The 19149-nt window shown below is 71.5% G+C and carries 16 protein-coding genes, 1 tRNA gene and 1 pseudogene; 13 read left to right on the top strand and 5 right to left on the bottom strand.

The genetic code is table 11. From position 1 onward, the window contains the following. The first annotated feature begins 236 nt into the window (after positions 1-236). From ACFYW8_RS15905 to ACFYW8_RS15885, 5 genes are all read left to right on the top strand, one after another. Positions 237-602 (top strand): VOC family protein, encoded by a 366-nt coding sequence (locus ACFYW8_RS15905; protein WP_389074116.1) that lies wholly within the window; start codon positions 237-239, stop codon positions 600-602. A 162-nt stretch (positions 603-764) separates the two neighbouring features. Further along, positions 765-1085, top strand: a complete 321-nt coding sequence (locus ACFYW8_RS15900; protein WP_365874447.1) for a multidrug efflux SMR transporter — start codon at positions 765-767, stop codon at positions 1083-1085. 34 nt (positions 1086-1119) lie between these two features. Further along, positions 1120-1689, top strand: a complete 570-nt coding sequence (locus ACFYW8_RS15895; RefSeq protein WP_389074109.1) for a TetR/AcrR family transcriptional regulator — start codon at positions 1120-1122, stop codon at positions 1687-1689. A 559-nt stretch (positions 1690-2248) separates the two neighbouring features. Continuing rightward, the gene (gene dapD, locus ACFYW8_RS15890; protein ID WP_365874451.1) at positions 2249-3238 is read left to right on the top strand and encodes a 2,3,4,5-tetrahydropyridine-2,6-dicarboxylate N-succinyltransferase; all 990 of its coding nucleotides are present in this window, start codon (positions 2249-2251) and stop codon (positions 3236-3238) included. Positions 3239-3474: 236 nt separating this feature from the next. Continuing rightward, a complete protein-coding gene (locus tag ACFYW8_RS15885; RefSeq protein ID WP_389074105.1) occupies positions 3475-4182 on the top strand; it encodes an alpha/beta fold hydrolase in 708 nt (235 codons plus the stop codon). A gap of 161 nt (positions 4183-4343) precedes the next feature. Here the strand turns inward: ACFYW8_RS15885 and ACFYW8_RS15880 are convergent, their stop codons facing one another. Then, positions 4344-4880: a hypothetical protein gene (locus ACFYW8_RS15880; protein ID WP_389074102.1), complete on the bottom strand. Its 537-nt coding sequence runs from the start codon at positions 4878-4880 to the stop codon at positions 4344-4346. 135 nt (positions 4881-5015) lie between these two features. Between ACFYW8_RS15880 and ACFYW8_RS15875 the strand changes: the two genes are divergently transcribed. Together ACFYW8_RS15875 and ACFYW8_RS15870 are read left to right on the top strand one after the other, a co-directional pair. Next, positions 5016-5576 carry a SigE family RNA polymerase sigma factor gene (locus ACFYW8_RS15875; RefSeq protein WP_389074099.1) on the top strand — a complete coding sequence of 187 codons (561 nt, stop codon included), beginning with the start codon at positions 5016-5018 and terminating at the stop codon, positions 5574-5576. Next, the gene (locus tag ACFYW8_RS15870; protein ID WP_389074094.1) at positions 5573-6796 is read left to right on the top strand and encodes a WD40 repeat domain-containing protein; all 1224 of its coding nucleotides are present in this window, start codon (positions 5573-5575) and stop codon (positions 6794-6796) included. The genes ACFYW8_RS15875 and ACFYW8_RS15870 overlap by 4 nt, the downstream gene beginning before the upstream one ends. A gap of 28 nt (positions 6797-6824) precedes the next feature. Here ACFYW8_RS15870 and dapA read toward each other — a convergent pair whose 3' ends face one another. After that, positions 6825-7739 (bottom strand): 4-hydroxy-tetrahydrodipicolinate synthase, encoded by a 915-nt coding sequence (gene dapA / locus ACFYW8_RS15865; protein ID WP_389074089.1) that lies wholly within the window; start codon positions 7737-7739, stop codon positions 6825-6827. A gap of 454 nt (positions 7740-8193) precedes the next feature. Continuing rightward, positions 8194-9402, bottom strand: a complete 1209-nt coding sequence (locus ACFYW8_RS15860) for a YihY/virulence factor BrkB family protein (protein WP_389074085.1) — start codon at positions 9400-9402, stop codon at positions 8194-8196. 222 nt (positions 9403-9624) lie between these two features. On the opposite strand from ACFYW8_RS15860, the gene ACFYW8_RS15855 reads away from it, so the two are divergent. Beyond that, entirely contained in the window at positions 9625-10392 is a 768-nt protein-coding gene (locus ACFYW8_RS15855; protein WP_389074080.1) for an ArsR/SmtB family transcription factor, read from the top strand. A 19-nt stretch (positions 10393-10411) separates the two neighbouring features. After that, on the top strand, positions 10412-11143 hold the full coding sequence (locus ACFYW8_RS15850; protein WP_389074075.1) for an SRPBCC domain-containing protein: 732 nt from the start codon (positions 10412-10414) through the stop codon (positions 11141-11143). 135 nt (positions 11144-11278) lie between these two features. On the opposite strand, the gene ACFYW8_RS15845 is transcribed toward ACFYW8_RS15850, so the two are convergent. Next, positions 11279-13105 (bottom strand): endonuclease/exonuclease/phosphatase family protein, encoded by a 1827-nt coding sequence (locus ACFYW8_RS15845; RefSeq protein ID WP_389074070.1) that lies wholly within the window; start codon positions 13103-13105, stop codon positions 11279-11281. Positions 13106-13524: 419 nt separating this feature from the next. Here ACFYW8_RS15845 and ACFYW8_RS15840 point away from each other — a divergent pair, with 419 nt between their 5' ends. The 4 genes from ACFYW8_RS15840 to ACFYW8_RS15825 all read left to right on the top strand — a co-directional run bounded on the left by ACFYW8_RS15840 (position 13525) and on the right by ACFYW8_RS15825 (position 18792). Next, positions 13525-14946, top strand: coding sequence for a hypothetical protein (locus ACFYW8_RS15840; RefSeq protein WP_389074065.1), 1422 nt, complete (start codon positions 13525-13527; stop codon positions 14944-14946). A gap of 290 nt (positions 14947-15236) precedes the next feature. Further along, positions 15237-16694: an alkaline phosphatase PhoX gene (locus ACFYW8_RS15835; RefSeq protein ID WP_389074060.1), complete on the top strand. Its 1458-nt coding sequence runs from the start codon at positions 15237-15239 to the stop codon at positions 16692-16694. A 67-nt stretch (positions 16695-16761) separates the two neighbouring features. Beyond that, positions 16762-16831, top strand: a tRNA-Ile gene (locus tag ACFYW8_RS15830). A gap of 380 nt (positions 16832-17211) precedes the next feature. Next, a complete protein-coding gene (locus tag ACFYW8_RS15825; protein ID WP_365877735.1) occupies positions 17212-18792 on the top strand; it encodes a TROVE domain-containing protein in 1581 nt (526 codons plus the stop codon). 224 nt (positions 18793-19016) lie between these two features. Here ACFYW8_RS15825 and ACFYW8_RS15820 read toward each other — a convergent pair. Next, positions 19017-19149: pseudogene (locus tag ACFYW8_RS15820) on the bottom strand (IS5/IS1182 family transposase); the annotation flags it as partial.

Genomic DNA, 19149 nt, shown 5'->3' with positions numbered 1-19149 from the left:
GTGCAGCGTTTTCGGGCAATCGCTGACAGAGGTACGGGAGTTGGGCGGTGCTGGTGCTGGTGCTGGTGCTGGTGCTGGTGCTGGTGCGGGTGCCGGGTGGCGGGTGGCGGGTGCCGGGTGGCGGGTGCCGGGTGCCGAGGTGCGGGTGTCGAGGTGCGGGTGTCGAGTGCCCGGTGTGGTGTGGTGAGGGCCCGTGGCGGTGGCGGGCCTCCTCGCGCCGGGGGAGACTGCCGTTCATGGCTGTCTCCTTCCACCACCTCGTCGTCGACGCCCACGACCTGCCCGCGCTGGCCCGCTTCTGGTGTCAAGTCCTCGACTGGCGGGTGCTGTTCGAGGCCGAGGACGAGATCGTCATCGGCTCCGACGCGCACGCGCTGCCCGGACTCTGCTTCGTGCCGGTCGCCGAACGCAAGACCGTCAAGAACCGGCTCCACATCGATCTCACGCCGGACGACCAGGCCGCCGAGGTCGAGCGGATCCTCACCCTCGGTGCGCGCCGGGCCGACGTGGGGCAGGGCGAGGACGTCAGCTGGGTCGTCCTCGCCGATCCGGAGGGCAACGAGTTCTGCGTCCTGCGCCCGAAGAAGTCGCTGGTGGACTGATCGGGGCGGGCCGGGGTCGCCCGGCTCCTACGGCCCGCCGGGCGACCCCGGAGCGGATCACGCGTGGTGCCCGAGGGATGTGCGGGATCGCCTGCGCGTGGGCGCACCATCGATACGTACGCCCGTACGCATCGCGTAGCTCCCGTGTGTACAGTCGTACGCATGGGATACGTACTGCTCGCCGGGGCTATCGCGGCGGAGGTCGGCGCGACCACCGCGATGAAGTACACACAGGGCTTCAGCAGGCTGTGGCCATCCGTGCTGACCGTCCTCGGATACGTCGTCGCCTTCGCGCTGCTCGCGCAGACACTGAAGACCGTCTCGGTCGGCACGGCCTACGCGATCTGGGCCGGCGTCGGCACGGCCGCCATCGCGGCGATCGGGATGCTGTTCCTGGGCGAGGGGCTGACGGCCGCGAAAGCCGCCGGGATCGCCCTGATCATCGGTGGGGTCGTGCTGCTGAACCTGGGCGGGGCGCACTGATGGCCGCGCCCGGCACGGCGGACGGCGGCTCGTGATGGCGCGCCGGTACGACCCCGAGCGGCGGCAGCGGATCATCGAAGCGGCGATCCGTGTCGTCGGCGCCAAGGGCATCGCCGGGCTCAGTCACCGCTCCGTCGCCGCCGAGGCCGATGTGCCGCTCGGCTCCACGACGTACCACTTCAAGACCCTCGACGAACTCATGGTCGCCGCCCTGCGCCAGGCGAACGAGGGCTTCGCCAAGGTGCTCGCCGCGCGCGGCACCCTGGAGGACACCCGGGCCGACCTGGCCGCCGAACTCGCCGGACTGATCGGCGAATGGCTCGCCGGGGATCGTACGGGTGTGGAGCTGGAGTACGAGCTCTATCTCGCCGCCCTCCGCAGACCCGCCCTGCGCCCGGTCGCCGCCGAGTGGATCGACAGCCTCGTCGAGCCGCTGGCCCGCCGCACGGATCCGGTAACCGCGCGGGCGCTCGTCGCCCTGCTGGACGGGATCTGTCTCCAGGTGCTGCTGACGGGGACGTCGTACGACGAGGGGTACGCGCGGGAGGTGCTGGCGCGGATCCTGCCGCACGGCGACCCCACCGGAGGCCGGCCGGGACGGTGACCGGAGCCGGCCGGCCTCCGGTGACCGGAGCCGGCTGGGACGGTGACCGGAGCCGGCTGGGACGGTGACCGGAGCCGGCTGGGACGGTGACCGGAGCCGGCTGGGACGGTGACCGGAGCCGACTGGGACGGTGACCGGAGCCGACTGGGACGGTGACCGGGTGGGGCTCGGGGCGAGCCGGGGAAGGCCGGAGGCGGTGACCGGGTGGTGTGGCCCGGGGTGGTGCCCGGAGGCGGTGGCCGGGTGTCGCCCGGGGTGGTGCCCGGAGCGGGCCGGAGGCGGCGCACGGAGGCGGTCCGGGGCGGGCCGGAGGCGGCGCACGGAGGAGGCTGGAGGCGGTCCTGGGGTGGGCCCAGGGCGGGCCGGAGGTGGTGATCGGAGGCGGTCCGGGGCGGTCCGGGATGGTGCCCGGAGGAGGCCGGGTGGTGCCCGGAGCGGGCCGGAGGTGGTGACCGGAGGCGGGCCTGGGTGGTGACCGGAGTTGGTCCGGGCGCCCGGTGGCCGAGACGCCCCGCGCACCGGTTCGCTCGGGCGGCCCCCGCCAAGTTAGGTTTCACCCATGACCGACACGACTGCTTCTCGTACCACCGGCGCCGTCGCCGCCGGGCTCGCCACCCTTACCGCCGACGGCACCGTTCTCGACACCTGGTTCCCCGCGCCCGAACTCTCCGCCGAGCCCGGCCCGGCCGGCACCGAGCGGCTGTCCGCCGAGCGGGCCGTCGAACTGCTCGGCGAGGGAGCCGCGCAGGCCATCGGCCCGGACGCCCGCCGGGGCGTCGAGGTGGTCGCGGTCCGTACGGTCATCGCGTCGCTGGACGACAAGCCGCTCGACGCGCACGACGCGTACCTGCGCCTGCACCTCCTCTCGCACCGACTGGTGAAGCCGCACGGCCAGAACCTGGACGGCGTGTTCGGCCTGCTCGCCAACGTCGCCTGGACCTCGCTCGGCCCGGTCGCCGTCGACGACATCGAGAAGGTCCGGCTGAACGCGCGCGCAGCCGGCCTGCACCTCCAGGTGACCTCCATCGACAAGTTCCCGCGCATGACGGACTACGTCGCGCCCAAGGGCGTCCGTATCGCCGACGCCGACCGGGTCCGTCTCGGCGCGCACCTCGCCGAGGGCACGACCGTCATGCACGAGGGTTTCGTGAACTTCAACGCGGGCACGCTCGGCACCTCCATGGTCGAGGGCCGCATCTCCGCCGGTGTCGTCGTCGGCAACGGTTCGGACATCGGCGGCGGCGCGTCCACCATGGGCACCCTCTCGGGTGGCGGCAACGTCCGTATCACCATCGGCGAGCGCTGCCTCGTCGGCGCGGAGGCGGGCGTCGGCATCGCCCTCGGCGACGAGTGCGTGGTCGAGGCCGGGCTGTACGTCACGGCCGGCACGCGCGTGACGATGCCCGACGGCGACATCGTCAAGGCCCGCGAGCTGTCCGGGGCTTCGAACATCCTCTTCCGCCGCAACTCGGTCACCGGAACCGTCGAGGCCCGCCCGAACAACGCGGTGTGGGGCGGCCTGAACGAGATCCTGCACAGCCACAACTGATCATCGGCGGCCGGGAGTCGCGGCCGCCTGCTTGATCGCCGCTCCGGACTTCCGCCGATCTGTGGGCGGTTGCCGGAATCGGTCATCGTCGAGCGCCCTTCCACGGTCCATGGACGGCCGGGGAGGGCGCTCGTGCGTGAGCACGCCGCCGTTGATGTCGGGGATCCTCCGACGTGACGGGTTCGCCGCTGGTGAACGCCGATCGTCCGCGGGACCCGTCCGCATATTCTCCGGACATGGTTGATCAACTCTCGGTCGACGTCGGCGGGGTCAGGCTGGCCTATCAGTCATCGGGTCCGCCGGATGCTCCGCCGCTCGTTCTGCTGCACGCGTTGGGCGAGGACGCCGCCGACTGGGCGGCGGTCTTGCCCGCCCTCGCCCGGAGTCGACGGGCGTACGCCCTCGATCTTCGCGGTCATGGCCGAAGCGACTGGCCGGGGGACTACTCGCTCGAACTCATGCGGGCCGATGTGCTCCGGTTCCTGGACGCACTGGGACTCGGCCCAGTGGATCTGATCGGGCACTCCATGGGCGGGATCGTGGCCTACCTGCTCGCGGAGGACCAGCCGCAGCGCGTGAGCCGGCTCGTCCTGGAGGACGTTCCCCTCCCACGTCCCCGGGAGCGGACCACCCCGACCAGGCCGGACGGCGTCCTGACCTTCGACTGGGAGATGGTGCGGGCCGTCCGGCGGCAGATCGATGCGCCCGACCCCAGGTGGCTGGAGCGACTCGGCCGGATCACCGCCAGGACCCTCGTGCTGGCGGGAGGCCCACGCAGTCATGTTCCCCAGGACGGCCTCGCCGAGCTGGCCCGCCGCATCCCCGGCGCCGAGGTGGTCACCATCCCGGTCGGACACCTGATCCACCACTCGGCGCCGGAGGCGTTCACCGAGGCGGTTTCGGCGTTCCTGGAGGAGGGCGTCCGTCCTGCCCGCCGGCCATGAGGCGTGACCTTGTGGATCGACGGGACCGAGACCGGGTCCGCCGCCCGAAGGCCCACCGGCCGGGCCGCCGCGTGTTCGCCCCGGCAGGAGGAAGCGGAAGACCATGACCTTCTGAGAGCACGGGGGTTCGCCGCTCCAGGACGTTCTGGAGGACGGTCGCCCTACGTGCCCAGGCTCGTGGCGAACTTCCTCAGGGCCTCGAAGTCGGTCTCACCCAGGCCGAGTCGGGGGTTCACGTGCCGCAGGAGTGCGGGCGCGGGATGGCGGGCGGCGACGAACGTCTCGTCGGCCGGGCTCTGTTCGTCGTCCACCCAGGCGAAGGGGCGGCCCTCGGCGTGGGCCACGATGCGTTCCGTCTTCCAGTGGACCCCGTCGGGGCGTTCGGCGAAGAGGGCGCCGGTGAAGTCGACGTAGGGGAGTGCCGGCAGACCGATCACGGGCGCGATCCAGCGGTTGGCGGCGTCCATCCACGTCGTGGCCCAGCACAGCTCGTAGCCGAGACCGAGGAGGGCGCGGCCGTGGTCGGGGTGGAGCCAGACGCGCAGCGGCCGACCGGGCTCCAGGGCCACCCGGATCGTCGTGTACCCCGCGGGCCGACGCTCCTTCTGGGCCGCGAACGGATTGAGCGGACCGTCGACGTCGAGGAACAGCAGCGGCAAGGAGGAGTCCGTCGGCCTTGCCCGGTTCGCGTCGCGCACCTGGTCACCGTACGGCAGCGGCAGCCGCGAGAACCGCGGAGTTTTCCCGCGGCGCAGGCATAGCACCGGGCGGCCACACACGTCACAGCAGGTACAGGGCGGGACACGAGGCCCGTCGAAAAAGAGAAGGTGACGATGGATGCCGAAGGGCTCGAAAGCTTCAGACAGTTCGTGGCCGGTAGGTCCGCAGCCCTCCTGAGGACCGCCGTGCTGCTCAGCGGCGGTGACCGGCACGCGGGAGAGGACCTGTTGCAGGGCGCCCTGGCCAAGGCCGCCGGTCGCTGGCACCGCATCGACGAACCCGAGGCGTACGTAAGGCAGATTCTCTACCGTCAGCAGATCAGCCGCTGGCGACTGAAGTGGCGGCGACGCGAGGTCAGCGTCGCTCATCCGCCCGAGACCGGCCCGCCGGGCACCGACACGGCGGCCGCCGCCGACCTGCGCCTGGTGATGCGCGAGGCACTGTCCCGGCTCACCGCGCGCCAGCGCACCGTCCTTGTGCTGCGCTACTTCGAGGACCTGCCGGAGGCCGACGTGGCCCGGCTGCTGGGCTGCTCCGTGGGCACCGTGCGGTCCACCACCCACCGTTCCCTGGCCCGGCTGCGCGCCCTCGCGCCCGAACTCGTCGCGCTCGCCCCCGTCGCCGGTGAACGGCCGTCGTCCCGTGACTACTCGCCCGTGGAGGTACGGCCGTGAACATCGAGGAACTGATGAGCGAGGCGCTGCGGGAGCAGGCCGCCGAACAGCCGCCACCAGGCCCCGGCCTCGCCGACCGGGCCCTGACCGTGCGCAGGCGCCGCCGGACCCGGCGCATCGCGTCCGTCGCGGTCGCCGTCGCGGCGGCGATCACCGCCGTGATCGGGGTGCCGCGGCTGGAGTCCGGTGGACACGACGTACGGCCCTTGGGACGGGTGGACCCCAAACCGAAGGCGCCGAAGGCCCCGACGGCCGCGCACCCGGCGCAGTCGCCGGTGCGCTCGCTGGTCGCGGCCGGGCACATCGCGATGGCCGCGTACTACACCCGGAAGACCGACTGGCGGACCGCCCACAAGGGCGTCAGGACGCGCACCTACTGGCTGCTCGACCCGAAGTCCGGCCACTACGAGAAGGACACCCGGTGGTCGTGGGTCGCGGTGGCCCCCGGCCTGCGGACCGCCGCCGTACTGGAGCAGCACCTGCCCGTGCGCCGGATCGGCCTGCTCGACCTCGCGAGCGGCAAGGTCGAGCGGTGGATCCCGGTCGACCACCCGGTGGGCGGGCTGGAGTTCTCGCACGACGGCACGAAACTCGTCGCGACGACCTACGAGGAGAATCCCGACATCATGACCAGGACGGGCGCCGAGGGCATCCCCGTGCCGGTGATGTCCTCCCGCACCGGCTTCTACGTCTTCGACGTGGCGTCGGGGAAGGGTCCGTGGGCCGCGGTGGGGGTGAAACGGGACAAACAGGGCCACGAGATCAACCTGCGCCAGGACTTCGAGTTCTGCCGTGACGGGAGGACCATCACGGGCAGGCAGTCGGGCGCGCCCACCGATCGCTTCTACGACGCGTCCGGCCGAGAGGTGAGCGTGCCCGACGCGGAGCGGTACCGCACCTGGTTCGTCACGGCGGGCCTGTCGCCCGACGGCACCCGGCTCGCCGGGGAGTTCGCGGGCGAGAAGTGGTACACGTCCTCGTGGATCCTCGACCCGCGTACCGGCAAGCACCTGTCCGAGGTCCACGGCCAGCAGCTGCTCGCCTGGGCCGACGACAAATCCCTGATCGCCTGGGACATCGCCAAGGGCGACAAGAACGAGTTCCACAATCGGCTGGTGCTGGTCACCATCGGCAGCGACAAGGAGGTGCCGCTCAGCGGCTTCCTCCGGGGCACCGACGGCTCGGCGGGGCGCTGGGAGCCCGTCTTCGCTGAGCGCTGAGCGCTGAACCTCCCTCGCCCGCTGCTCGCTAGACCACGGCGAACTCGTCCGTGACCTCGGCGAGCACCGCCCGCAGTCCGTCGGCCGTCTCCCGGCCGGCGGGCCGCAGCGGTGCCCGGACCGGCCCCGCCGGCAGCCCGAGCTCGGCCAGCAGCGCCTTCGCGGTGACCGTGCCCGGCAGTCCCGCCCCCGTCGTCGCCTCGATCAGCGGCAGGGCCCGCCGCATCAGGCGGGCCGCCCCCGCCGTGTCGCCGCCGTCGAACGCGTCGAGCACGGCCCGCATCAGGCCCGGCGTGACGTTCGCCACCGTGCTGACGTACCCGGCGCCGCCCACCGCGTACAGGGCGAGCGCGTGCTCGTCGCAGCCCGCGTAGTACGCCAACTCCGTTCGGGCCAGCACCCTTTGTGTGCCGAGCAGGTCGTACGCGCAGTCCTTCACGGCCACGATCCGGGGGTGCGCGGCGAGCCGGATCATCGTGTCGGGTTCGATGCGGGTGCCGGTGCGGGCGGGGATGTCGTAGAGCATGAGCGGCAGTTCGGACGCGTCCGCGACCTCGGTGAAGTGTTCCTCCAGCGCGTCCTGCGGCGGCCTCGAGTAGTACGGGGTGACGACGAGTACGCCGTCCGCGCCCGCCTCCCCGGCCGCCAGAGCGAGATCGACCGTGTGCCGGGTGTCGGACGAGCCGACGCCCGTGACCAGGCGGGCCCGGTCGCCGACCGCCTCGCGGACCGCGCGTACCAGCGCGGACTTCTCCGCGTCCGAGGTGGTCGGCGATTCGCCCGTGGTGCCGTTCAGCACCAGGCCGTCGCAGCCCTTGCGCACCAGGAGGTCGGCGAGGCGCCGGGCGCCGTCGAGGTCGAGCGCGCCCGCATCGGTGAACGGTGTGATCATCGCGCAGAGTGCCCGGCCGAAGGGTGCCGGGGGCCGGTCGGAGTTCGTCATACGAGCAGTCTCGGCGCGATGACCGTACAGCTCCACTTAAATCTTCTACGGCATATCGATAAGCACTGCTGAGACGTGCTGCCGGGCCCTGGGCCCGGGGCCCTGTGCACCGTTCCGCCCTTCATGGTCGGCGCCCGCATCTGCTTCGAGCGGGGTTTCCGCTATGCCCGTCGGCGGGTGCGCGGCGCCACCGTCGGCCCCCGTGGCTGCGGTGCCGTGCCCGCGGCGTCGGCCGACGCCGGCTGGGGGGCGCGTCCGGGCCGGCGCGCCAGCGGCCGCCTGCGCGGGATGCGTACGCGCTCGCACCGTGTGCCGCGCTGCGCGCCCGACGGGCAGCCCGTGTGCCATGGTCCTGACAGCGCGGCCCGGGAGCCCGGTCCCGGAGCCCGGTCCCGGAGCCCGGTTCTGGGAGCCCGGTCCCGGCGCCACGGTCCTGATGCCGCAGTGCCTGGCGTCACACCCGCTCGGCGGTGCCCCGCTCGGCCCTCTTGCGCGTCGGCACGATTCCCGTCTCCACCCTCTCCCGGGCCGCGCGCAGCGCCTGCAGACGTGGGGGCCACTTGCGGGTGTCGCGCGGTTCGACGTACGGCTCCTCGGTCGGGAGCCGGCCGCGGGTGATGGCGCGCTGGCGGGCGAGTTCCGCGTCGAACTCCAGGCCCAGGAGGATGGCCAGGTTCGTGAGCCAGAGCCACACGAGGAAGATGATGGCGCCCGCGAGCGTGCCGTACGTCTTGTTGTACGAGCCGTAGCCGGCAGCGTAGACGGCGAATCCCGCGGACGCGGTAAGCCAGATCGTGGTGGCGACGACGCTGCCCGGACTGAACCAACGGAAGCCGCGGCCGGAGACGTTGGGAGCCGCCCAGTACAGCAGCGCGATCATCAGCTCCACGAACACCAGCAGGACGGGCCACTTGACGATCGACCACGCCGCGATCGCCGCGTCGCCCAGCCCGATCGCGGTGCCGGCCCGTTCGGCCAGCGGCCCGGTGAACACCACGATGATCGCGCTCCCGGTGAGAAGCACCATCAGCGTGACGGTGAGCACCAGCCTCAACGGTGTGACCTTCCAGACCGGACGGCCCTCCGGCAGGTCGTACACCGCGTTGGACGCACGGATGAACGCGCCGACGTACCCGGACGCGGACCACAGTGCCGTGAGCAGTCCGACGATCGCCAGCACCCCGCCCGTACCGCCGCTGTCGCCCAGCTGCGCCACCGCGTCACGCAGGATCTCCCGTGCCGGGCCCGGCGCCAGACGTCCTACGTTGTCGAGGAGTCTGTCCGTGACGCGCTGTCCCATGACGCCCAGCAGGGACACCACCACCAGCAGCGCGGGGAACAGCGACAGCACGCCGTAGTAGGTCAACGCGGCCGCGCGGTCGGCGAGTTCGTCGTCCCGGAACTCCTTCGCCGTGCGCCACGCCACGGCCCCCCACGCTCGCACGGGCAGTCTGGCGGGATCACGGGTCCCGGCGGGCTCAGCCGTCACCCCGCCCGTGCCCGTGCCCGCGCTCGTTGCCGTGCTCGTGCCTGCACCTGTGCTTGTCCTGGTGCCGTCACGGGTGCCGTCACCGGTGACCGCGCCCGCGCCCGCGCCCGCGCTCGTGTCCGTGTCCGTGTCCGGAAGAGCTCGCTGCTTCGATTCCGGTCGCTTCTCGTCCATGACCGCCGTGTTGCCCGGATCGCGCCGCTGAAGCCCGCCTGGGCATCCCGGTCGCAGGGAACCCTGATCGAGGGGAACCCGGCCCCCGCGGAACCCCGGCCCCCGTGGAATCCGGCCTCCCTGGAATCCGGCCTCCCCGGAACCCCGGCCCACAGGCCGGCGCGACTCACCGACGACTGAAACCATCTGGACAAAAAAAGTTTTCGGTGGCACGGTGGAGTCATGTTGGACGTGACCGTGATCGAGGACGCCGAGGCCGCCGCCGTGTCGCTGGACCCCGTACGGGCCCGGTTGCTGGCCGAGCTGGCCGCCGGACCCGCGTCGGCCGCCATGCTGGCCGGCAAGGTCGGCCTCCCCAGGCAGAAGGTGAACTACCACCTCAAGACGCTGGAGCGGCACGGCCTGGTCGAGCTGGCGGGCGAGCGCCGCAAGGGCAACGTCACCGAACGGCTGATGCGCGCGACCGCGGCGTCGTACGTCATCTCGCCGCTCGCGCTGGCCGCCGTACAGCCCGATCCGGACCGCTTCCGGGACCAGCTGTCCGCCCGCTGGCTGCTCGCGCTCGGCGCCCGGCTCGTGCGGGACGTCGGCTCGTTGATCACCGGCGCCGCGAAGGCCCGTAAGCGACTGGCGACGTACGCGCTCGACGGCGAGGTGACCTTCGCGTCGGCCGCCGACCGGGCCGCGTTCATCGAGGAGCTGACGGCCGGGGTCGGTGCGCTCATCCGCAAGTACCACGACGGCGACGCGGAGGACGGGCGCCCGCACCGGATCGTCGTCGCCGTCCACCCCACGGTCAAACCGGAAGTCGCGGCCGGACCCGAAGCCGTGGCGGAAGCAGAAACCGCAACCGGATCCGGAGCCGCAACCGGATCCGGAGCCGCAACCGGCATCGAAGCCGCGGCTGGAATCGAAGCCGCGACCGGATCCGAGACCGCGGCCGGAACCGAGGCCGTGGAAGCTCCCGCGGGCCGCGAAGCCGCCCACTGATCACCAAGGAGTCGTCATCATGTCCAGGGAATTCGAGATCGCCCGCGAGTACGAGGTCGACGTGCCGCCCGGCCAGGTGTGGGACGCGATCACCAGCGGCAGCGGCGGCTGGCTCTGGCCCATGGAGTACGAGGCCAGGGAGGGCGGCGCCGGTCCCTTCGGCAGCACCATCACCGCCTGGGACCCGCCGCACCGGCTGACCGTGCGCAGTGAGGACGTGCCGTTCCCGACGCAGAGCCTCAACCAGATCGACCACACCATCGAATCCCGCGACGACGGCCGGCGTTCCTGGGCGCGGTATGTGCACAGCGGCATCTTCACCGACGACTGGGACAACCAGTACGACGGCGCCGACAAGCACACCGACTTCTATCTGCACACCCTGCGCGAGTACGTGACCCACTTCGCGGGCCGTCCGGTCGCCTTCGCGACCTTCGAGGGCCCCGGCGCGTCCACGGCCTCCGACGCCTTCGCCGCCGTCGGGCGGGCGCTCGGCCTCGCGGACGACACCGCCGAGGGCGCGCGGGTCCGGGCCGAGGGGCCCGGCGGCGAGGCCTTCGACGCCGTGCTCGACTACCGCGACCCGTACTTCATCGGGCTGCGCACCGACAACGCGCTCATCCGCTTCTTCGGGCGTGGCCGCTGGGGAGCGCCGGTCGGCATCAGCGTCCACGACTTCGCGCCCGGCGCCGACGCCAAGGCCGACGAGACCGCCTGGAAGGGCTGGCTCGACGGGGTCTTCACCGGCTGATTCGCACGCAGGGTCACGAGCCCGGTGCCATGGGGGTCTTCGCTAGCGGAGAGAGCCCGGCCCGGCGGGAGGCCCGCGCAGGCGAAGAGCCCGGCCCCCCGGACGAAAGGGCCGGGCTCTCGCGTACCTGAGCGACTACGGGCGGAACCGCAGCACCTGCGGGTCGTGGTCGCTGATCTGGTCGGAGAACTCCGAGTTGATGTGCACGCTGTCGTACTGCAGGTCGCAGCCCCGGCGGATCGAGGGGCTGACCAGGATCTGGTCGAGGACCTGGGCGTTGCCCTGGTAGTCGTACGTGTAACGCTCGCGCTTCGGCAGCGACTTGATCGCCGACCAGAGCTCGCCGTCGCCCTCCAGGATCTTGGCCGTCTCGGAGAACTCGAAGTCGTTCATGTCGCCGAGCGTGATGACGTCGGCGTTCTTCTGCGTCTTCAGGATCTGGTTGACGAAGGAGTTCACCGCCGTCGCCTGCAGATGACGCTGGGTCTCCGAGCTGCGCGACGGGGGCTGGTACTGCGCGGTCAGCCCCTGGTCGCCACCCTTGGAGTTGAGGTGGTTGGCGATCACGAAGACCGTGTGGCCGCGGAAGACGAACTCGCCCGCGAGCGGCTTGCGGCTGCTCGTCCAGGCCGTGTTGGCCGGGTCGACGCGGCCGGGGGACGCGGTGAGCTGCGCGTTGCCGTGCACCTTCGTGACACCGACGGCGGTCGTCGAGTCGCCGCCCGCGCGGTCGGTGAACGAGACCCGCTGGGGGTTGAAGAGGAAGACCTGGCGGATGTTGCCGCCGGGCTCGCCGCCGTCCTGGTCGTTGACGGGGTCGATGGAGCGCCAGTCGTACTTCGGGCCGCCCGCCGCGACGATCGCGTCGATCAGCTTGTTCACCGTCTGGTCGGCGGCGACCGTGCCGTCGTCCTTCGCGCCGTTGTTGTCCTGGATCTCCTCCAGGGACACGACGTCGGGCGACTGCAGGTTGTTCACGATCGCGGACGCGTGGGCCGCGAACGTCGCGTCGCCCGGGTCCAGGTTCTCGACGTTGTACGTCGCCACCGCCAGCTCGCCGCGAGACTGCTTGCGTGTGGTCTCCCGCTCCAGGCCGCCCTTCTCCAGGGTGCCCAGCGTGTTGGCGACGAGTGTGTAGCCGCCGAACTGGTTGTAGTCGAGCGGACCCACGGTCGTGCCGGAGAGCTTGTCGCCGACGTTCGCGGTCGGGAAGTCGGCGGTCGCGCCGAGGGACTGGATCTGTATCCGTCCCGTGTTCTGCGAGGTGTACGAGCCGTAGACCGTGCCGCCGCGGCGGGTGGCGTGCTCGTGCGGCTTCACCGTGACCCACAGCTCGGTGTACGGGTCGGTGGCGGTCACCACACGGGTGTCCGCGACCTGGACGTTCATGCCCTCGAGGGACTCGTAGTAGTCCAGGGCGTACTTCGTCGGCTCCAGGGTGAGCGCGTTGACCGAACCGCTCGCGGCCGTGTCGCCCGCGGGGGCGTAGACGTCCGGCACGGACTTCGCGTCGACGACCGTCGCGGCCGGGACGGCGTTGCCGCCGGCGACGACGGTGACCGTCGGCTTGCCGATCTCCGTCACTGACTGGTTGCCGGTGGAGACGCCGCCCGGGACGAACTCCGAGACCGTGCCCGTCACCGTGACCGAGTCGCCGACGGCGACCTTGGGGGCGGAGCTGGTGAAGACGAAGACGCCCTCACTGGTGGCGGGGTCGGCGTCCGGGGTGGGGTCCTGGAACCAGAAGCCCTTGGACGAACCGTAGGTCCGCACACCGGTGACGATGCCGGCCACGTCCGTGACCTTCGTACCCGCGAGGGGCGAAGTCCGGGTGGTGCCCTGGATGTCGTGGATGTGGACGGTGTCCGCCCGGGCCGGGGTGGTGAACACCACGGCGGAGACGGTGGAACAGACCGCGGCGACGGTCAGCGCGCCGATGCGCGCGGTTCTCTTGCTCGGCAAGGGAATCCCTCCGGGGACGTTCATGAGCGTCGGGACGAGGGTGGACTGGTGGGGGGAGCGCGACCTGCTTGCGGGCCAGTGACGCGCGTAGAAGATGATGGACCGCTGGGCCGTTGAACTTCTACGCGCGTCAATCTCGTGTGTAGCAAGGGGAGTTGTCAAGGTTTCGGCGGTGTACGAGACCTGTCGGAAACATGAACCGGGCGGCATGGGTGGAAATCCGTCTAGGCTGAGCAGTTGGCACGGATTTCCCGGGCCGCCTTCGGATTCCCGAGTCCGCCGGCGCCCGGCGGGGTCCGGTGCCTGCCGCGGCCGAAGGTGCCCGCCACCGTCCGGCGCGGCTGCGGGCGAAAGCCCCGCCTGAACCGCTTTCCCTGCCAGCTCTGCTCGTCGTGGTTGTTCGGAGGAGAACTCAGCCGATGTCAGACAGCTCTTCCCTGCCGCCCGTGCGGCTGCACTCCGAGGCGCAGCTCGCGCGGGACGCGCTCGCCGCGCCGCTGCTCTCCCGCGCCGCGCGACTGACCCGCTGGGCGGGCCCCGGCACCCGGGTCGGCGCGGGGGGCGAACTCGTCGAGGAACAGCTCCCCGAGGCGGCCGGTGTGCTCGGCCTGTCGGGCGAGGAAGCGGCCGCACTCGCCAGTGAGGCCTGGCGGCTGGCCGTCGACACCGGGCTCGTCGAGATCGTGGACGAGGAAGAGGGCACCGTCACCGCGGGCGAGGACTTCGCCCTGCTCACCTCCGGCGCCCCGCAGGACGTCCTCGGCGTCTGGCTCGGCGCGCTCGACATCGTGCTCGCCGACGCGAGCGTGCCCGACCTCGGCGATCTCGTCGACGCCATGGACGACGAAGACGAGATCGACCTCTCCTCCCTGGACTGGGACCCGGAGGAGGAGTCCGAGTTCCTCGACGGGGTGCTCGGCAACCTGTACCTGCTGACCGTCGGGGAGGACGCGCTCGGCGAGGTGCCGGTGCCGCTCCCCGCGCTCGCCGCCTCGATGATCCTGCCCGACGACATGGGGGAGCCCACCAACGACGTCCTGGAACAGGTCTCGAACGCCATGATGCGGCTCGACGACCAGTTCCGGCTGCTGGAGCCCATCGGTCTCGTCGCCTTCCAGCCGGTCGACGAGACCCTGATGGCGGACGCCGCCGAGGAGCCGGCCGCCGCCGACATGGACGTGTCACGCTACGGGGTGGTGCGCCTGACGCCGCTCGGCCTGTACGGCCTGCGCGCCCGGCTGATGGAGGCGGGCTTCTCCGCCCCCGCGGTGGGCGAGCTGACGGACAAGGGCGCGGACACCCTGCTGGACGGCACGGCCGGATTCCCCCCGACGGCCGCGCAGGCCGAGATCGAGCAGTGGCTCGCCCGGCGTGAACCGCTGCCCGCAGCACGGGAGTTGCTGTCCGCGGCGCGCGGCGCCGACCCGGGCGCCCCACTGCGCCGCCTGCACTGCCAGCAGGCTCTCGCGCTGGTCGGCATGGAGGCCGAGCCCGCGCTGCGTGAAGTGCTCGACGACGCCGAGCTGGGCGGTCTCGCCCGGGTCTGGCTCTCCGAGCGCGGCGCGTCCGACGTGCCCCCGCCCTCCGAGGCGATGGTCTTCTGGCTCACCATCGACACGGTGGCGGCACAGCTCGCGGCCGAGGGCAACTCCGACGAACTCCAGGCCCTGGTCGAGGGGCTGGCCCAGCAGCACAGCGGCTTCTTCGACACGGCCTGGCGGGTCGAGCACCCCGCCGCCCCTGACGTCCTGGAGGCCATGGGCCGTCTGCACCCCGACAAGAAGGTCGCCAAGGAAGCCCGTAAGGCGGCGTTCAAGGCCAGGTCGCAGCAGGGAGGGTGAGCGGGCACAGGCGAGGTGACCCCGGGCTGGGGCGGGGCATCGGTGGGGTGACTCGCGCGCCGGGCTGGGGGCATCGGTGAGGAGGTGACCCGGGTGCCGGGGCGCGGGCGGACTGTTCCGCGGAGCGGAGCGTTCCCCTGCGCCGGTCGGGTGGATTCACGCAAGCGGGACCTCTGAAGTCGGCGCGCGTTCAACTCACGTTCAAGCGGGGGCGGGACGGTGTGGCCGCAAGCCGAGGTCGCCACTCGCCCCGCACGACAGTCCGAGTCCACCGTCACAGGAGACATCACATGTCGCTCACTCGCAGGGACTTCGCCAGGCAGTCCGCGATCACCGGTGCAGGCGTCGTCCTGGTCGGCAGCGTGGGCGCCCTCGCCACCGCCCCCAACGCGCTCGCCGCCACGGAGACGGAGACCGACGGCGCGGGCGAGGACTCGGCGGAGGCCCGGCACGGTGGAGTCGGCTACGGTCCGCTCGTCGCCGACCCGAAGGGCCTCCTCTCGCTGCCCGCCGGGTTCTCCTACCGCGTCATCACCTACAGCGGCCGCACCAAACTGGACTCGGGTGAGTTCACGCCGTCCAACCACGACGGCACCTCCACCTTCGACGGCCCGCGCGGCGCCACCCTCCTCGTGAACAACCACGAGCTCAAGGGCCCCCGGGCGGCCTGGACGTATCCCGTGCCGCTCACCGAGGGCCTGGTCTACGACCCGGCCGCCTCCGGCGGCTGCACGGTCGTCGAGGTACGCCACGAGCATGTCGCCGAGTGGGTCGGCATCGCGGGCACCTCCACCAACTGCGCCGGCGGCAACACCCCTTGGGGCACCTGGCTCACCTGCGAGGAGACCGAGGACAAGGCCGGCCAGAACGGCATGACCAAGGACCACGGCTACGTCTTCGAGGTCGACCCCCAGGACCGCCGCCGCAACAAGAACCCCAAGCCCGTCAAGGCACTCGGCCGGTACGCCCACGAGGCCGTCGTCGTCGACCCCAAGCGTGACCGGCTCTACCTCACCGAGGACGCCTCGGGCCCCAACGGCCTGCTGTACCGCTGGACGCCTCCGCAGGGCTTCGAGCACGGCCACGGACGGCTCGCCACCCTCGCCGACGACGCCGGGGCCCTCCAGGCCTTCAAGTGCTTCGACTCCGGCGGCAAGTTCGTCGACGACCTCTCCCGCGCCACGAAGACCGGCACGGTGTACGGCGTGGACTGGGTCGACGTCCCGGACCGTGACGCCAAGAGCGTCTCCGTCCGCAAGCAGTTCACCGACGGCCAGGTCACCCGCGCCCGCAAGCTCGAAGGCATGTGGTGGGGCGACGGCGGCGTCTACATCGTCTCCTCCTACGCCCGCACCGAGAGCCCCGGCCAGGCGCACGACGGAGCGGTCTGGTTCTACGATCCCAAGCGCCGCACCCTGACGCTGAAGGTCCTCATCGGAGTGAACCCCAGCCCTTCCGCGGACGGCGCCTTCGACGGCCCCGACAACATCACCGTCTCCCCGTACGGCGGCCTCGTCATCGCCGAGGACGGCGAGGGCATCCAGCACCTCTTCGGCGCCACCGAGAGCGGCCGTACGTACCCGATCGCCCGCAACGAGCTCAACAACGGCACCGCCGAGGCCCCGGAGTACAGCGAGTTCACCGGCGTCACCTTCTCGCCCGACGGCCGGACCCTCTTCGCCAACATCCAGGAACCGGGCATCATGCTCGCGATCACCGGTCCCTGGAAGCGCCAGAAGCGCGGCTGAACTCCCGCCGGTTCCATCGCATTTAATTCGCTCGCCCGACGCGCGGCCGCCCTCCTAAAGTGATGCATGTCCAGGTGCGAAGGCAGGACCTACTTCCACTGATAATGGGGCGGCCGCGGGTTCGAGTCCCGCCACCGGCACAACGCGCCGGTGTAGCTCAGGGGTCAGAGCACCTACGTCGGTTCCGCCGACCTGAACTCTGGACACCACAACTTCATGCACCTCCCGGTGCGCGGGCCGCGGCTACTTCTCTTTCGAAGAAACCACGCCGCAGCCGAATTGATCTCGGGAGGCGCAGCTCATGGTGGGTGCCCGGTGCGCAGGCGACGGATACTTCATTTGGGATCAGAGGGTTGCGGGTTCAAATCCCGTCATCGACCTCGGGTCGGTGTAGCTCAATCGGTAGAGCATCTGCGTAAGCCCGTCGCCGACTTCTGACCTCGGGCACCCTCCATTTGCTGTGCCTCCCTCCGAAACACGACTTCACCGTCGTAGAACGAATTCGGGGGAATTCACCATGGCACGATTCAACACCAAGGCGGCCAAGGCGCAGCCCACTTCCCGCGTCACGTCCACCGGCCGTGTGCTGCGGACGCACCAGGGCGGCCGCGGCCAGGAGCGCGACGCGCGCTCCGAGCTCTTCCTCCTGTCGATCGCCAACTTCGTGTCGCAGCAGACCTTCTACGAGTCCGGCGCGGCCCGCGACGACCGGTTCGCCGCGCTGGTGCGCGAGCTCGCCGTCGCCGACCCGTCCTGGACCGCCGCCCTGCTCGGCTGGCTCCGCGGCGAGGGCAACCTGCGCACCGCCGCGCTCGTGGGCGCCGCCGAGTACGTGAAGGCACGCCTGGACGCGGGCGCCACGGACGGCCCCGCCAACCGGCAGGTCATCGCCTCCGTGCTGCGCCGTCCGGACGAGCCGGGCGAGCTGCTCGCCTACTGGACCTCCCAGTACGGCCGCAACGTGCCCAAGCCCGTCAAGCGGGGCATCGCCGACGCGGTACGACGTCTCTACAGCGGCAAGTCGCTGCTGAAGTACGACACCGCGTCCAAGGGCTACCGCTTCGGCGACATCCTCAACCTCGTGCACGCGGCGCCGGACCCCGCCAAGCCGTGGCAGGGCGACCTGTTCCAGTACGCGCTGGACCGGCGCCACAACCCGGACACGGCCGTCGTCCCCAAGTCGCTGCCCATGGTCGTCGCCCACCGCGATCTGATGGCGCTGCGCCCCGCCAAGCGGCGCAAGGTCGTCACCGGCGCGCAGGGAGCCCGGCGACTGGCGGACGCCGGCATGACCTGGGAGGCGCTGGCCGGCTGGCTGCAGGGGCCGATGGACAAGGCGGCATGGGAGGCCGTCATACCTTCCATGGGCGCGATGGCGCTCGTCCGCAACCTGCGCAACTTCGACGAGGCGGGCGTCAGCGACGAGGTGGCGGCGCAGGTCGCCGCGAAGATCAGCGACCCGGCGGAGGTCGCGCGTTCGCGGCAGTTCCCGTTCCGCTACCTCGCGGCCTACCAGCACGCGCCGTCGCTGCGCTGGTCGTACCCGCTGGAGCAGGCACTCGGCCACTCGCTGGCCAACGTGCCCGCGCTGCCCGGCCGGACCCTGGTGCTCGTGGACCGTTCGGGTTCGATGTTCTACTCGCGGCTGTCGGAGCGCTCCGAGCTCAACCGGGCCGACGCTGCGGCGATCTTCGGCACGGCGCTCGCGCTGCGGGCGGCGGACGCGGATCTCGTCGAGTTCGGCTCCACCAGCAAGCGGGTGGAGTTCAGCGGGGGCGAGTCGGTGCTCAAGGTCCTCGGCCGGTTCGGCGACCTGGGCGGTACCAATACGAGCGAGGCGGTCCGCGAGCACTACAAGAAGCACGACCGGGTCCTCATCGTCACCGACGAGCAGGCCTCGTACAGCCACTACGGCGACCCGACCGAGCAGGTCCCGGCGCACGTACCGGTCTACACCTGGAACCTCGCCGGCTACCGCGCGGGCCACGGCCCGTCCGGAAAGGGCAACAGGCACACCTTCGGCGGGCTCTCCGACGCGGCTTTCAGGATGGTGCCGCTTCTGGAGTCGGTGCGGGACGCGGAGTGGCCGTGGGCCTGAGGGGTCCGTGCGCCCCGCTGGGCCTGGGGGGCGGCTGAGGCTTCCGGGATCTGGGGGACAAGTGAGGCTCCGTGGGCCTGAGGGCCGACTGTGAGGTCCCCCGGGCCTGCGAGACGGCGCGGCCCGTACTTCGGTGCGGGCCGCGCTCCTTCACGTGCCGGGATGTCGAGCGCGGGGCGCGTCGCGACTCGTGGCGCGCACCGGGACAGCCCTTAGACGGTGTCCTATGTGGTGAGTTTGAGGAGTCGCTTGTAGCAGCAGATGGCTGCGGCAAGGCCGAGAAAGGCCAGGTAGTTGCGGGGGTTGCGCTCATAGCGGTGGTTGAGCCGGCGGTAGCCGGTCAGCCAGGACATCGTC

It is taken from the genome of Streptomyces sp. NPDC002742 (assembly GCF_042888885.1).
Lineage (GTDB): Bacteria > Actinomycetota > Actinomycetes > Streptomycetales > Streptomycetaceae > Streptomyces.
This window is presented reverse-complemented; position numbering and strand designations above follow the sequence as displayed.

Coding starts and splice junctions, on each gene's coding strand:
- ACFYW8_RS15905 (WP_389074116.1), top strand. CDS start 237: ATGGCTGTCTCCTTCCACCACCTCGTCGTCGACGCCCACGACCTGCCC.
- ACFYW8_RS15885 (WP_389074105.1), top strand. CDS start 3,475: ATGGTTGATCAACTCTCGGTCGACGTCGGCGGGGTCAGGCTGGCCTAT.
- ACFYW8_RS15860 (WP_389074085.1), bottom strand. CDS start 9,402: ATGGACGAGAAGCGACCGGAATCGAAGCAGCGAGCTCTTCCGGACACG.
- ACFYW8_RS15835 (WP_389074060.1), top strand. CDS start 15,237: ATGTCGCTCACTCGCAGGGACTTCGCCAGGCAGTCCGCGATCACCGGT.
- ACFYW8_RS15875 (WP_389074099.1), top strand. CDS start 5,016: ATGGATGCCGAAGGGCTCGAAAGCTTCAGACAGTTCGTGGCCGGTAGG.
- dapA (WP_389074089.1), bottom strand. CDS start 7,739: ATGACGAACTCCGACCGGCCCCCGGCACCCTTCGGCCGGGCACTCTGC.
- dapD (WP_365874451.1), top strand. CDS start 2,249: ATGACCGACACGACTGCTTCTCGTACCACCGGCGCCGTCGCCGCCGGG.
- ACFYW8_RS15855 (WP_389074080.1), top strand. CDS start 9,625: ATGTTGGACGTGACCGTGATCGAGGACGCCGAGGCCGCCGCCGTGTCG.
- ACFYW8_RS15900 (WP_365874447.1), top strand. CDS start 765: ATGGGATACGTACTGCTCGCCGGGGCTATCGCGGCGGAGGTCGGCGCG.
- ACFYW8_RS15825 (WP_365877735.1), top strand. CDS start 17,212: ATGGCACGATTCAACACCAAGGCGGCCAAGGCGCAGCCCACTTCCCGC.
- ACFYW8_RS15895 (WP_389074109.1), top strand. CDS start 1,120: ATGGCGCGCCGGTACGACCCCGAGCGGCGGCAGCGGATCATCGAAGCG.
- ACFYW8_RS15840 (WP_389074065.1), top strand. CDS start 13,525: ATGTCAGACAGCTCTTCCCTGCCGCCCGTGCGGCTGCACTCCGAGGCG.
- ACFYW8_RS15850 (WP_389074075.1), top strand. CDS start 10,412: ATGTCCAGGGAATTCGAGATCGCCCGCGAGTACGAGGTCGACGTGCCG.